The sequence below is a fragment of the Streptomyces sp. 11-1-2 genome, from assembly GCF_003595545.1.
GTDB classification, from domain to species: domain Bacteria; phylum Actinomycetota; class Actinomycetes; order Streptomycetales; family Streptomycetaceae; genus Streptomyces; species Streptomyces hygroscopicus_B.
The window spans coordinates 9,964,817-9,977,790 of sequence record NZ_CP022545.1 but is presented as its reverse complement, the minus strand read 5'-3'; the positions used below and the strand labels follow the sequence as shown (position 1 = coordinate 9,977,790).

Sequence of the window (12,974 nt, the reverse complement as noted above, 5' to 3'; positions counted from 1 at the left end):
GAACCTCCGCTCCCCGGGCGGCCTGCCCGGTTCATCCCTATTACCCTTAAATAGGAAGAAGATTCAATTCGTCATCACCGTGTGGACGTGAGACCAGTGACCACTCCCGCTACTTCACGCAAGCGCAGCTCCTCGACAGCCGCGAAGAAGACGGCACCGGGGCGCGGCGGCAAGTCGACGAAGTCCCAGGCCGCGGCAGCCACGTCGGCCACGTCGAAGTCTTCGCAGCCGAAGAAGGCGACGAAGACCACCAGGCCATCGAAGACCACGCAGCGACAGCGGACGGCGAAGGCCGCCAAGGGCACCAAGGGCGCCATGGAGACGTCGCGCAGTGACGGCAGGCGCAGCCTGACCCTCACGATGCCCACGTTCGACACCATGGGCCACGCCACGAAGGAAACCCTCGGCACCGTCGGCCACGCCACCAGGGGCACCCTCGACACCGTCGGTCAGGCCACCAGGGGCACCCTCGACACCGTCGGTCACGCCACGAAGGAGACCTTCGACACAGTCGGCCACGCCACCACCCGTGCGACCGGGGGCGCGGCGAGGGCGGCCCTGAAGCCGGTCGAGATGGCCCGCCGGGTACTGCCCGCCAAGGGCGGACTCCCGCTGTACGTGGGGCTCGGCGCGCTGGGTGCCGTGGAGGTCATCGAATGGCCGGTGGCCGTCGGCATCGGGGTAGGTTATGCGGTGCTGCGCAAGGGCGGCATCATGGCCCCGCCGGCCGAGAAGGGCACCGAAGGCCGCAGCAAGGGCCGCTCGAAGAGCAGCCGCTCGGGGAGTCGCGCCAATTCGAAGAGCAGCCGCTCGGGGAGTCGCGCCAAGACGCGCAAGTCGGCCAAGGCCGCGGCGTAGCGCTCCCACCAGCGGCTCCCGCCTCCCGCCGGTTCCATCAGCAAAGCGGGCAGAAAGCGGGCACGACTCTGTTGAAAACGGGCACCCCACAGTCACTGTAGCGTTGGTATACACCAGGAAGCGGATCTAACACCCGTCACTGAATTCCCCCTGGGGTACGGCGCATTGCGTGGCCCGCTGTGCGCCGACCCTCCGTCACCTGGGGGTTGACCCGAGACGGACTGACCACTCCGTCACGAACCGACTGAAAGCGGTGACTCCTCTTGGCCCTCCCCCACAGCGCTCAGAGTGCCCCTCGGGTGCCCGGACAGGCAGTGCCCGCCGCCGCCTCGCGGCACGCCACCGGAATGGCCACACTCGCCCCCGACCTCCATGTGGTGGCCGGGGACGAGGACTTCTGCCGACATTTCGGCGCATCCTCCGCTGAGTTGTGCGGCCGCAGCCTGTTCGACCTGCTGCACCCCAGCACCTCCTCCGTCCTGCGGGAACACTTCTCGCGGCTGCACGACGGACGGCGCACCCGCTTCACCGAGCGCGTCCTCGGCTGCCACTCACGCGGCCAGGTGTTCTCGGGCAAGCTGACCGGCACAGCCATCCAGGGCCGGTCCGACCGGCTCTCGGCCATCGTCGTCATGGTCAAACCGGATGACGAACGACCCGAGGAGGCACCCGCCCCCACCAGCCAGAAGCTGCTCTCGCCGCTGGAGGCCCGGATACTCGAGGGAGTGGCCACCGGCGCGTCGACCGTGCAGATGGCCGCCAAGCTCTACCTGAGCAGACAGGGCGTCGAATACCACGTGGGATCGATGCTGCGGAAGATGAAGGCACCCAACCGGGCCGCCTTGGTCTCGCGCGCCTACGCGGCAGGCATGCTGACCGTGGGCACCTGGCCGGCCCGGGTGCGGCCGGAATTCGTCAAATAAGGCCGGTCATGTGACACCACGTCACTCCGAACAGGCCCGGGGCGGCATGCCCCGGGCCTGTCGCCTTCGGCCGCCCCCACCCCTACCGGCCGGTACTCCACGGGCCCGGCGTGAAACGCGTCCGCCGCTCAGTAGTCTGGGACGGCCATGCGTTCACTCCCCCACGCGTCGCGCACCGCGCGACGACGCCCCCGCCCTCGGCTGCCACGCGGCCTTCTGTCCGCCGTGGCGGCCGCGTGCGCCATCGTGACCGCCGCGGGGTGCGCGGCCCAGTCCGGGGCGCGGGACGACGGCGCGGCGCCCACACTGTCGGCGCCGGAGAGCGCGGTTCCGCTGTGGCCCCAGTACACTCCCTCGGCCACGTCGTCGCCCCGTCAGAAGCCGGACTTCGACCGCTATCTGCCGGTGAGCAGACTCCGGCTGCCCTCGGGCGGACTGACCGCCGTCTCGGCGCAGGACCTGCTGGTCAACGACCCCAATGTGCCATCGCTGGTGCAAAAAGAGATCTCCGTGTGCCCGGGCAGTGGCGACTGCCCGCTGCGGGGCCCCGTCCACCGCGATCTGACCGGCGACGGCAAGGACGAACTGGTGGTGGCGGTCGATCTGCCGAGACTCGAGCGGACGCTGCTTCAGGTCTACACGGCCTCGGGCCGCACGGTCCGCCCCGTGCTGATCTACTGGGGCCCGCCGGGGCTCACCGGCGAAACCTTCGGCCGCGATCTGCTGATCAGCGCGACCGGCCAGGACGGGCGGGTCACCACGCGCTTCCGCTGGAACGGCCGCGTCATGGCGGCCGTGACGCCCGAGGGTGACGCGGACCCCCGGGCGAACGAGCCGGGGGCCGACCCGGCTGTCGTACCGGAACCAACGCCGGACAGCAGCAGCACGGCGGCCCCGGGCCCCCGTACGGAGACGAGGGCGACGCGATGACCACCGGCTTCCTCCCGCCCGGTCCCGTCCCGGGCACCGGCTCCCCGACCGAGGCACATCTGCTGCTCGTCGAGGACGACGAGGTGATCCGCAATACGGTGCGGATGGCCCTGGAGCGGTACGGCTTCACGGTGTTCACCGCGGGCGACGGTCTCACCGGCCTGGAGATCTTCCGTGAGAAGCAGCCCGATCTGCTCCTCCTGGATGTGATGCTGCCCGAGCTGGACGGCATCGGACTGTGCCGCAGGGTCCGCGAGTTCAGCCTGGCGCCGATCCTGATGATGTCCGCCCGCGGGGACGCCCTGGACGTCGTCTCCGGTCTCGAAGCGGGTGCCGACGACTATGTGATCAAGCCGTGCGAGAGCGCGGTCCTGGTGGCCCGTATCCGCTCGCTGCTGCGCCGCGCCTCCTTCACCCCCGCGGCCCGCGCCCCGCACGCCGAGACGCGGAACGGGGCCGCGGAGCCGGACGGCGCGGCCGGGCCGGACACCCTCGTCTTCGGCGATCTGACCATCGACACCCTCGGCATGGAGGTGCGCCGCGCGGGAGAGCCGCTCGCCCTGACCCCCACCGAACTACGGATGCTGCTGGAGTTCGCCGGCTCACCCGGTGTGGTGCTGGAGCGCCGTACGCTGCTCAGCCGGGTCTGGGACCACGCCTGGCAGGGCGACACCCGGGTGGTCGACCTCCATGTGCAGCGGCTGCGGGCGAAGATAGGCGCCGAACGGATCGAGACGGTCCGCGGCTTCGGATACAAGCTGCGGCGCTGATATGACGCTGAGATGGCGGATCGTGGCCCTGGTGGCGGCGGCGACCTGTGCCGCCGCGGCCGCGGTGGGGGTGCTGGTGCACCATGCCTCACGCGACCGCGAACTGTCCCAGGCGCGCGAAGGGGCACGGACCACGCTCGACCGTGCCGCGCTCAGCTACGCCCGCACCGGCGGCGTCCAGGGCTCCGGTGCGGTGATGGACGCACCCGGGCTGCCGCAGGGTCTGCGGCGGCTGGTGAAGAAGGGGCATCAGGGCACCGAGTTCACCACCGGCCCGGACGGGCCCGCGATGTGGGCGGCCCGGCCCGCCGATGGCCAGGTCCTGTCCGTACGCGTCGACATGAGCACCGCGATGCGCAACATCGGCGCGCTGGACACCAACATCATCCTGGCCGGACTGATGACCACCGCCGTGGTGCTGCCGCTGGGCGTACTGACCGCCGAGCGGATGAGCCGGCGGCTGCGGCTCGCGGCGGCCACCGCGCGGCGGATCGCGGCCGGGGACCTGGACGCCCGGATCTCCGCCGCCGCCCGCCCGCACGACGAGATCGCCGAGATCTCCGGGGCCGTGGACTCGATGGCCGCCGCGCTGCAGGAGCGGCTGCTCGACGAGCAGCGGTTCACCGCCGATGTGGCGCATGAGCTGCGCACTCCGCTGATGGGCCTGGTCACCGCCGCCGAGCTGCTCCCGCCGGGGGAGGCGGCCGGTTATGTGCGCGACCGGGTGCGGGTGTTGAGCACACTGGTCGAGGATCTGCTGGAGATCTCCCGGCTGGACGCGGGGGCCGAGGAGGCCGATCTGTCGCCCTGCCCGCTGGGACCCGTGCTCGACGATGCCATCGCCGGCACCGGGCTGTCGGCATGCCTGCGCACCGCCGACGCGGAGGACAGCGAGCCTCAGGCCCCCGAGGACGGCCCGAAGGTGTGGACGGATCCCCGCCGGCTGACCCGCATCGTCACCAATCTCGTGGTCAACGCCCATCGCCACGGCCGTGAACCGGTCGAGGTGACGGTGGCGGCGGACGGCCGGACCGTGACCGTCCGCGACCATGGAACCGGCTATCCGGACGATCTGCTGGAGAAGGGTCCGCAGCGGTTCCGCACCGGGGTCCGGGAGCGGGGCCGGGGCCACGGTCTCGGACTGACCATCGCGGCGGGACAGGCTCAGGTCCTCGGCGCCACGCTCACGTTCGGCAACGCACCGGACGGCGGCGCGGTCGCCACGCTGCACCTGCCGGAGCGGCCCGAGCCCGGACCGATACACGGCTGATACACCGTCGAGCGGAAGTCGAGAAGCGGTCGAGCCCCGCCCGAGATCGCCCGTTGCCGTTCCGAAGATCTTCGCTGAGGAGGATGGCGCCGACCCCCGCGAATCCTCGCGGCCGGGATCGATGGAGGAGCAATCGGCATGGCAGGTCCCCTCACGGCACTACGCGAACGGTTCACCCCGGACTCGGAGCAGACGCCGCGGGACACCAGACCCCCGAGCCGACAGCGCGGTGCGAAGAGACACGGAAGGCCGAAGCGGACCGGCATCCGGCGGTTCTTCACCTGGCAGAAGCTGATCGCCTATGTGGCCTGCCTGTGCGCCCTGCTGATCGGGGCGTTCACCGTGCTCTACTACTCCATCGACGTTCCCAAGGCCAACGCCCAGGCGAAGGCGCAGAGCAACGTCTACAAGTACAGCGACGGCACGATCCTCGCCCGCACCGGCGAGATCAACCGCGAGATGGTCACCCTCGACCGGATACCCACGGGCGTGCAGCACGCGTTCGTCGCGGCGGAGAACAAGTCCTTCTACAAGGACCGGGGCGTGGACCCGATGGGCCTTCTGCGGGGATTGGTCAACACCGTGGCCGGCAAGGGCACTCAGGGCGGCTCGACCATCACCCAGCAGTACGTCAAGAACTACTACCTGAGCCAGGAACAGACCGCCAGCCGCAAGATCAAGGAGCTGGTGATCTCCCTCAAGGTCGACCAGCGCAACTCCAAGGAGGACATCCTCGCGGGGTATCTGAACACCAGCTTCTTCGGCCGCGTGGCCTACGGCATCCAGGCCGCCGCCCGCGCGTACTACGACAAGGACGTCGACGACCTCACGGTCGAGGAGGGCGCGTATCTGGCGGCGCTGGTGCAGGCCCCCAGCCAGTACGACTGGGCCGTCGCGAGCCCCAAGGCGAAGCGTCTGGTCACCCGGCGCTGGAACTATGTGCTGGACAACATGGTCGACGTGCACTGGCTGGACCCCGCGCAGCGGAAGCACATGCGCTTCCCCGTGCCGGTCGACCCCAAGCCCGCCCCCGGTCTCGACGGCCAGACCGGCTATCTCGTGGACGCGGCCCGCAATGAGCTGATCGCCTCGGGCGTCAGCGAACAGGAACTCGCCGCGGGCGGCTGGACCATCACCCTCAACGTCGACCCGGCCAAACAGCGGGCGCTGGAGAAGACGATGCGGCAGGGCCTCGACGGCTCCGCCAAGGGGAAGCCCCGGGCGGACGGTTCCGCCGAGAAGAAGCAGGCTCGTGCGGACGCCGCCGCCACCCAGGGCGGCGCGGTCTCGCTGGACCCGAAGAACGGTCGGATCCTCGCGCTCTACGGCGGCCGGGACTACACCCGGCACTATCTGTCCAACGCGACGCGCGGCGACTACCAGGTGGGCTCCGCCTTCCAGCCGGTCACCGAAGCCGCCTCCATGGACGCCAAGATGCGCAACGGGCCCGACGCCGGCGGACTGCCGGAGATCAAGCGCACCGCCCGGGCCCTCGGCATGGACACCGACCGCGGCTTCGGCACCAAGGAGTCGGTCGGGCTGGGTCTGATGGGCTCCAGCCCGCTGAAGATGGCCGGTGTCTACGCCTCGTTCAACCACCAGGGCAAGCGGGTCACCCCGAGCATCGTGAAGTCCGCACGGCGCGGCGACGAAACGGCCGGGCCGCCGAAGGCCGTGGGCGATCAGGCGATCGCCCCCGCGGCGGCCGAGCTGGTCACCCGGAGTCTCATCACGGACGGCGGTAAGGACGCGGTACGCGCCGTCAAACGGCCCGCGGCGGGCAAGGGCGGGGTCTCCGACGACAAGAGGGCGGCCTGGTACGTCGGTTACACCCCGGACCTGGTCACCGCGGTCGCCCTCTTCGGCGAGGATGCCGAGAAGCGCAAGCAGATCCCGCTCAAGAACGCCAGTGCCCAGCGGGTCGCCGACCTCTGGACCGACTACACCGACCAGGCGCTGCGCAATGTGCCCGCGGTCTGGTTCGACTCCGGCTCCGGGACCGGGGCGATTCCGAACCCGACCCAGATGGCGCCTACCGGACGGTGAGGGCGGCGGCGAAGCCGCCGGCCAGGGCCGCGGCCCCGAGGAGGCAGACCAGGAGCAGCCGGCGGCGCAGCGTGCGGTAGACCTCCTGGTACTCCGCCCGCAGCTCCTCACAGCGCCGCACCACCTTGCGCAGGGTCTGCTCGGTGACGGCCAGCTGGTCCTGGATGTAGAGCCGCTCGACCTCCGCCCGCTGGCCGGAGGTCAGCCAGTCGAGCCGGGCGGTGAGGCGGCGGGCCCGCTCCCGGGCCGCGTCCCGCTCCGTCTGCAGCAGCAGATAGCCCTCGATCTGGTTGATTCCGGCGGCGATACCGGGGGGCTCGGCGGCTCTGGCCATACTCACGCCACACTCTCCTTCTGGCCGACATCGGGATGGTGCAGGTCGAACGCGGGGGATTCGGAACGGATCTTCGGCAGGCTGACGAAGTTATGGCGCGGCGGCGGGCAGGAGGTCGCCCATTCCAGGGAACGGCCATATCCCCAGGGGTCGTCGGTGACGACCTTCTCGCCGTACTTGGCAGTCTTCCAGACGTTGTAGAGGAACGGCAGGAACGACAGGCCGAGGACGAAGGAGCTGATGGTCGAGATGGTGTTCAAGGTGGTGAAGCCATCGGCCGCCAGGTAGTCGGGAATTCTGCGGAGCATTCCCTCGGCGCCCAGCCAGTGCTGCACCAGGAACGTGCCGTGGAAGCCGAGGAAGAGGGTCCAGAAGGTGATCTTTCCCAGCCGCTCGTCGAGCATCTTGCCGGTGAACTTGGGCCACCAGAAGTGGAATCCGGCGAACATCGCGAAGACCACGGTGCCGAAGATGACGTAGTGGAAGTGGGCCACCACGAAGTAGGTCTCCGAGACATGGAAGTCCACCGGCGGCGAGGCCAGGAGCACACCGGTCAGACCGCCGAAGACGAAGGTGATGAGGAATCCGATCGCCCAGAGCATCGGGGTCTCGAAGCTCAGCGACCCCTTCCACATCGTGCCGATCCAGTTGAAGAACTTGATACCGGTCGGCACCGCGATCAGGAACGTCATGAAGGAGAAGAACGGCAGCAGCACACCGCCGGTGACATACATATGGTGCGCCCAGACGGTGACCGAAAGGCCCGCGATGGAAACCGTCGCCGCGATGAGCGAGATATAGCCGAACATCGGCTTCCGGGAGAAGACCGGAATGACCTCGGAGATGATGCCGAAGAACGGCAGCGCGATGATATAGACCTCCGGATGACCGAAGAACCAGAAGAGATGCTGCCAGAGCAGCGCACCGCCATTGGCCGCGTCGAAGACCTGCGCGCCGAATTGGCGGTCCGCCTCCAGGGCGAACAGCGCGGCGGCCAGCACCGGGAAGGCCAGCAGCACCAGCACACCGGTCAGCAGCACATTCCAGGTGAAAATCGGCATGCGGAACATCGTCATGCCCGGAGCGCGCATGCAGATGATCGTGGTGATGAAGTTGACCGAGCCGAGGATGGTGCCGAAGCCCGAAAGGGCCAGACCCATGATCCACATGTCCGCGCCCGCCCCGGGGGAACGCACCGCGTCCGACAGCGGGGAGTAGGCGAACCAGCCGAAGTCGGCCGCGCCCTGCGGGGTCAGGAACCCGCCCACCGCTATCAGCGAGCCGAAGAGATACAGCCAGTACGCGAACATGTTCAGCCGCGGGAACGCCACATCGGGCGCACCGATCTGCAGCGGCATGATCCAGTTGGCGAACCCCGCGAACAGCGGGGTGGCGAACATCAGCAGCATGATCGTGCCATGCATGGTGAACGCCTGGTTGAACTGCTCGTTCGACATGATCTGCGTGCCCGGCCGGGCCAGCTCGGCGCGCATCAGCAGCGCCATCACCCCGCCGATGCAGAAGAAGGCGAACGACGTGATCAGGTAGAGCGTCCCGATCGTCTTGTGATCGGTGGTGGTCAGCCATCTGACGGCCGTGGACCCTGGGCCGGGACGGCGCGACGGCGGGGCGGCCGGTCCCGCCGCGACAACGGTGTTGTTCCTCATGACCGCTAGGTGTCCGGCGCCCCTCGAACCGTCACTCCGACAGCTGTTGCCTATTTCTCGCTCCGGGGTGTGATGATCCGAGGTGTGCCGGACACCTTCGGATCATGAGCACCGACGACGCCTTCGACGCCGCCTACCGTGAGCATTACTGGGCGGTCAGCCGTTTTGTGGCACGGCGGCTGGACGACCAGGCATGGGAGGTCGAGGAAGTCGTCGCCGAGGTCTTCGCGGTGGCCTGGCGGCGCCGGGCCGAACTGCCCGAGTCACCACTGCCTTGGCTGTACGGGGTGGCCCGGCACTGTCTGGCCAACACCGTGCGCGGCAAGGGCCGTTACCGCAGGCTGCTGGCCAAGCTGGGCCACCACGAGGTGACGCGCGGCGGGCGCACCGTGGCGAGCCCGGACGCGGAACGGCCGGGCTCCTGGGTGCTGGAGGCGCTGTCCCGGCTCGCCGAGGCCGACCAGGAGGTGCTGCGGCTGACGGCGTGGGAGGAGCTGACCGTCGAGGAGCTCGCCATCGTGCTGGGGTGCGGCCGGTCCGCCGCGGCGATGCGGCTGCACCGGGCACGGCGGCGGCTGCGGGAGCAGATAGAGACCCCGCGCCGGGACGACCGGGTCTCGCTGGGGTGCACGAGCGGCAAGGGCGACATGGCCGGCTGGGCTGACAGGGCCGACAAGGCCCACAAGGATGGACACGCATGACCGACGAACTGGATCTGCTCCGCGAGGCCAACCCCGTGTCCGCCGACACCGGCCCCTGGCGGGACCGGCCGCTGGACGCGCGCGCCGAGCTGCTGCTGCGGCGGCTGCCGTCCCGGGACCGGGGGCGCCGTACCGTCCGGCGCGCGGTCTGGAGCCTGGAGGCCGTGGCGGCCGCGACGATCCTCGCCCTCGCGCTGACCGTCTCGGGCACCGGCTCCCCCTCCGCCGTGGCCGCGTCCAGGCCGCTGCCGCTGGTGGCGCATGCCTCCCGGGCGGACGTATCGCTGACCGAGATCGTCCGGCGGGCGCGGGCCGCGGCCGAGAGCTCCGCCGAGAAGAGCAGGAGGGGCAGCCATCTGCGGACCTGGTCGCTGAGCATGAAGTCGGGGAAGGACGCGGTGACTTTTCCGCAGGAGTCCCTGACCCGCTGGAACGCCGACGGCAGCGGTTCGCTCCTGGAAGTGGCCGTCGATCCGCGCCACCCGGACCGCCCGGTGATCGCCGACGGTACGCCGCCACGTGCGGTCCACGACGGCAAGGTGCTGCGCGAGGCGAAGTATCCGGCCGGTATCAACGGGGCCAACGAGAGCTACTTCGAGGATCCTCCGGCCGGGGCCTCGGCACTGCGCGCCTATCTCGCCGCCTGGTCCCCGGGCGCGGACGACGACTCGGCGGAGCTGATCTCGGCCATCGAGGCGTTTCTCGAGGTGTGGACTCCCGGTCCGCGCCAGCGGGCGGACATCGTGGCCCTGCTGTCCCGGATCGAGGGGCTGCGCCCGGCGGGCAAGGTCACCGACCGGCTCGGCCGGGTGGGGCAGGCGTTCCGGTTCACCCCCGCTTCCTCCGGGATGCGGTACCTGATCGTCCTCGATCCGGACGACGGCAACGTGCTGGACGTCGAGGAGACCGTCACCCGGGACGATCCGGAGTACAAGCTGAAGGCGGGCGACGTGATGTCGTACAAGGCGTGGGTGTCCTGATCGATCGGGCGCGAGGGCGCCGAGCGGGCCGCGGGTCGCCCCGGGCGGGCGTCAGCCGCCGTCCCGCTGGCAGTGGGGGCACCACAGGCTGGTCCGCCCCGCGATCCGGCCGCGCCGCAGCGGATGGCCACAGCGGGGGCAGTGCGGGTCCGGGTCGTCGCGCTGTCCGGTGAGCCAGTCCGGGTCGTCCGGCACCCGCCCCGCCCGCACCGAGGCGCGCAGGACCTCGCGTATCGCGGTGTGGAGCCGTTCGTGCTCGTCGTCGGTCAGCGCGTTGGCCGGCCGCTGCGGATGGATCCGGGCCCGCCACAGGATCTCGTCGCCGAGCAGGTTGCCGAGCCCGGCGATCACGGTCTGGTCGGTCAGCGTGGTCTTGACGCGTCCGCGCCGCCCCGCCAGCAGCCGGTCGAGATCGGCCCGGCTCAGGGAGAGCGCGTCCGGGCCCTGATCGCCGAGGATCCGGTCGACGTCGGCGTCGGTGGCGGCGAGCCAGATGCCCTGGAGTTTGCGCTGGTCCTCGTAGCCGAGGCGGTGGCCGTCGTCGAGGTCGAAGGCGACGCGCTCGAACCGGCCGCCCGGTTCGGAGTCCGCCCCGCAGACCAGCCGCCCGGTCATGCCGAAGTGCACCACGACCGTGGGCCCGTCGGTGGGGGCGATCAGCCACTTGCCGTGGCGGCGCGGCGCGGCGAAGCGGCGGCCCTTGAGATCGCGCTTCAGCCGCTGCGCGGTCACCCCGTGCAGCACGCCCGCGTCGGCGACCTCCGCCCGCTCGACGCGGTGGCCCTGGGCGCAGGAGGCCAGCGTTCGCCGGAACCCCTCGACATCCGGTAGCTCGGGCATAGCGTCAGGCTACGCCCGGGGCCTCCGTCGCGCGTTACGGAGAACCACCCCCTTAGCGGCTTTCATCAGATAAGGTCCAAGTTATGCGATTCATGCGCTTCGCCCCGGGGGCGAGCGGTCGCAGCCATACGCTGTTCGCGGTCACACGGTGTCTGCCGTTCCTGGTCCTGGCGGCGGTGCTCAGCATTGAGCTCTCCCCCGTGCACACCCTCTACACCGGCCCCCTGCTCTCCCCGGCGCCGGCGCTGGCGGCGGTGACCATGGGGCCGTTCGGCACCGGCGGGGTGGCGCTGCTGGCCACCGCGGTGAGCGCGATCACCGCCACCCACAACAATGTCTGGGGCAGCGAGATGGTGTACGCGAATCTGCTGGCCCTGCTGGTGGTGGCGCTCGCGAGCGTGGCGACCAGCGCGGTGCGGGTGCGCCGGGACCGCGAGCTGGCCCAAATCCGCCGGATCGCCCAGGTGTCCCAGAACGTGGTGCTGCGGCCGCTGCCCGCCCGGATCGGTGTCGTGAACACCGCCAGCGTCTATTTGGCGGCCGAGCGCGACGCGCAGATCGGCGGGGACCTCTACGAGGCGATGTGCACCCGCTACGGAGTGCGGCTGATCGTCGGCGATGTGCGGGGAAAGGGGCTGGCCGCGGTACGGTCCGCCGCGGCCGTGGTGGGCGCCTTCCGGGAGGCGGTGCACTACGAGCAGGACCTGGCCGAGGTGATGCACCGCTGTGCGGCCGCGCTGGCGCGCGAGTACGAGCTGCTGGACCGCTCCCAGCTCCAGGACCCGCAGGAGTTGGCGGAGCAGTTCGTCACCGTGCTCCTCGCCCAGGTGTCGGACGAGTCGCTGGTCGAGCTGATCAACCGCGGGCATCCGCCGCCCCTGGTGATGCGCGAGCGCAAGGTGCGCTCCCTGGACCCGGCGCGCCCGCTGCCGCCGCTCGGCCTCGAGGAGTTCCTCAGCCCTCCCCCGATCTGCGTCGAGACCTTTCCGTTCCTGCCCGGTGACCGGCTGTTGCTGCACACCGACGGCGTGGTCGAGGCCCGCAACCACTACAACGAGTTCTTTCCGCTGCACCGGACCATGGAGACGCTGGACGGCGCCACCCCGGGCGAGTACCTGGACCGGCTGCGCCACGCCCTGGTCCGGCATGCCGAGGGACGGCTGGCGGACGACGCGGCCATGGTCCTCATCGAGCGGGCCACCGGCGGCGCGCGGCGGCCGTTCCGCTGAGCGGACATCCACCGTGCCATCGGCCCGCGTTGGCCATCCCGGCATGGGTTGACGCCGTCGCGGAGCGCGACGACACTGTCAGGGACGGTCACGATTGTCAGTGCCCACCGTGCGGAATCCCCGCTCAGGTGGGTCATCGGCCCCGGCTCGCTGACAGGCAACCCTTCTCCCGCGACGGGGTGCCCCCGGGTGACGACCAGGTTCCGTCGGTGTGGACGGGACAAGCGCGGTCTCGCTGCCTCGCGAGCCCCCGATGATGGGATCGGTGAGATGCCCAGGACCGACAGCGACGAGGACTGCGCCCGTCGGCGTCCCCGGCCGTGGTCCCCGCTACGCCGTCGCCACCTCCTGACCAGGCGTCTGCACATCGATCTGCTGCGCATCTGCAGCGCCGCCAGTCCAGCCGGCTGAATCGACGCGGTCACC

General features: G+C 70.4%; 13 protein-coding genes and 1 riboswitch. Of the genes, 9 read left to right on the top strand and 4 right to left on the bottom strand.

All coding sequences use genetic code 11. From position 1 onward, the window contains the following. Positions 1–74: 74 nt before the first annotated feature. Positions 75–368 carry a hypothetical protein gene (locus tag CGL27_RS42855; RefSeq protein WP_078639024.1) on the bottom strand — a complete coding sequence of 98 codons (294 nt, stop codon included), beginning with the start codon at positions 366–368 and terminating at the stop codon, positions 75–77. Here CGL27_RS42855 and CGL27_RS51175 point away from each other — a divergent pair. The 6 genes from CGL27_RS51175 (at position 361) to CGL27_RS42825 (ending at position 6,797) form a co-directional block, all read left to right on the top strand. Then, the gene (locus CGL27_RS51175) at positions 361–858 is read left to right on the top strand and encodes a hypothetical protein (protein ID WP_205587840.1); all 498 of its coding nucleotides are present in this window, start codon (positions 361–363) and stop codon (positions 856–858) included. The genes CGL27_RS42855 and CGL27_RS51175 overlap by 8 nt on opposite strands. A 299-nt stretch (positions 859–1,157) precedes the next feature. Beyond that, entirely contained in the window at positions 1,158–1,781 is a 624-nt protein-coding gene (locus CGL27_RS42845; protein WP_237298491.1) for a LuxR C-terminal-related transcriptional regulator, read from the top strand. A gap of 147 nt (positions 1,782–1,928) precedes the next feature. Then, positions 1,929–2,711: a hypothetical protein gene (locus CGL27_RS42840; protein WP_119992935.1), complete on the top strand. Its 783-nt coding sequence runs from the start codon at positions 1,929–1,931 to the stop codon at positions 2,709–2,711. Next, complete coding sequence (gene cseB, locus CGL27_RS42835; protein ID WP_078639027.1) at positions 2,708–3,481, top strand: two-component system response regulator CseB; 774 nt, start codon at positions 2,708–2,710, stop codon at positions 3,479–3,481. Before CGL27_RS42840 ends, cseB begins: the two co-directional genes overlap by 4 nt. A gap of 1 nt (position 3,482) precedes the next feature. After that, entirely contained in the window at positions 3,483–4,751 is a 1,269-nt protein-coding gene (locus CGL27_RS42830; protein ID WP_119992933.1) for a HAMP domain-containing sensor histidine kinase, read from the top strand. Between the two features lie 138 nt (positions 4,752–4,889). Further along, positions 4,890–6,797, top strand: a complete 1,908-nt coding sequence (locus CGL27_RS42825) for a transglycosylase domain-containing protein (protein ID WP_119992931.1) — start codon at positions 4,890–4,892, stop codon at positions 6,795–6,797. On the opposite strand, the gene CGL27_RS42820 is transcribed toward CGL27_RS42825, so the two are convergent. Both CGL27_RS42820 and ctaD read right to left on the bottom strand, forming a co-directional pair. After that, positions 6,784–7,131 carry a hypothetical protein gene (locus tag CGL27_RS42820; RefSeq protein WP_237299782.1) on the bottom strand — a complete coding sequence of 116 codons (348 nt, stop codon included), beginning with the start codon at positions 7,129–7,131 and terminating at the stop codon, positions 6,784–6,786. The genes CGL27_RS42825 and CGL27_RS42820 overlap by 14 nt on opposite strands. A 2-nt stretch (positions 7,132–7,133) precedes the next feature. After that, positions 7,134–8,798: a cytochrome c oxidase subunit I gene (ctaD, locus tag CGL27_RS42815; protein WP_119992930.1), complete on the bottom strand. Its 1,665-nt coding sequence runs from the start codon at positions 8,796–8,798 to the stop codon at positions 7,134–7,136. A gap of 104 nt (positions 8,799–8,902) precedes the next feature. Between ctaD and CGL27_RS42810 the strand changes: the two genes are divergently transcribed. Continuing rightward, positions 8,903–9,499, top strand: coding sequence for a sigma-70 family RNA polymerase sigma factor (locus CGL27_RS42810; RefSeq protein ID WP_119992928.1), 597 nt, complete (start codon positions 8,903–8,905; stop codon positions 9,497–9,499). Continuing rightward, complete coding sequence (locus CGL27_RS42805) at positions 9,496–10,479, top strand: CU044_5270 family protein (RefSeq protein WP_119992926.1); 984 nt, start codon at positions 9,496–9,498, stop codon at positions 10,477–10,479. The genes CGL27_RS42810 and CGL27_RS42805 overlap by 4 nt, the downstream gene beginning before the upstream one ends. Before the next feature lie 51 nt (positions 10,480–10,530). On the opposite strand, the gene CGL27_RS42800 is transcribed toward CGL27_RS42805, so the two are convergent. Continuing rightward, a complete protein-coding gene (locus tag CGL27_RS42800) occupies positions 10,531–11,319 on the bottom strand; it encodes a DNA-formamidopyrimidine glycosylase family protein (protein ID WP_119992924.1) in 789 nt (262 codons plus the stop codon). 83 nt (positions 11,320–11,402) lie between these two features. Here CGL27_RS42800 and CGL27_RS42795 point away from each other — a divergent pair, with 83 nt between their 5' ends. Continuing rightward, the gene (locus CGL27_RS42795) at positions 11,403–12,548 is read left to right on the top strand and encodes a PP2C family protein-serine/threonine phosphatase (RefSeq protein ID WP_119992922.1); all 1,146 of its coding nucleotides are present in this window, start codon (positions 11,403–11,405) and stop codon (positions 12,546–12,548) included. Between the two features lie 86 nt (positions 12,549–12,634). Then, positions 12,635–12,781, top strand: a riboswitch (SAM riboswitch). Positions 12,782–12,974: the final 193 nt, after the last annotated feature.

Excerpts from the sequence above, each read along its gene's own strand:
- CGL27_RS51175 (WP_205587840.1), top strand. The coding sequence starts at position 361 with ATGCCCACGTTCGACACCATGGGCCACGCCACGAAGGAAACCCTCGGC.
- CGL27_RS42840 (WP_119992935.1), top strand. The coding sequence starts at position 1,929 with ATGCGTTCACTCCCCCACGCGTCGCGCACCGCGCGACGACGCCCCCGC.
- cseB (WP_078639027.1), top strand. The coding sequence starts at position 2,708 with ATGACCACCGGCTTCCTCCCGCCCGGTCCCGTCCCGGGCACCGGCTCC.
- CGL27_RS42830 (WP_119992933.1), top strand. The coding sequence starts at position 3,483 with ATGACGCTGAGATGGCGGATCGTGGCCCTGGTGGCGGCGGCGACCTGT.
- CGL27_RS42825 (WP_119992931.1), top strand. The coding sequence starts at position 4,890 with ATGGCAGGTCCCCTCACGGCACTACGCGAACGGTTCACCCCGGACTCG.
- CGL27_RS42820 (WP_237299782.1), bottom strand. The coding sequence starts at position 7,131 with ATGGCCAGAGCCGCCGAGCCCCCCGGTATCGCCGCCGGAATCAACCAG.
- ctaD (WP_119992930.1), bottom strand. The coding sequence starts at position 8,798 with ATGAGGAACAACACCGTTGTCGCGGCGGGACCGGCCGCCCCGCCGTCG.
- CGL27_RS42810 (WP_119992928.1), top strand. The coding sequence starts at position 8,903 with ATGAGCACCGACGACGCCTTCGACGCCGCCTACCGTGAGCATTACTGG.
- CGL27_RS42805 (WP_119992926.1), top strand. The coding sequence starts at position 9,496 with ATGACCGACGAACTGGATCTGCTCCGCGAGGCCAACCCCGTGTCCGCC.
- CGL27_RS42800 (WP_119992924.1), bottom strand. The coding sequence starts at position 11,319 with ATGCCCGAGCTACCGGATGTCGAGGGGTTCCGGCGAACGCTGGCCTCC.
- CGL27_RS42795 (WP_119992922.1), top strand. The coding sequence starts at position 11,403 with ATGCGATTCATGCGCTTCGCCCCGGGGGCGAGCGGTCGCAGCCATACG.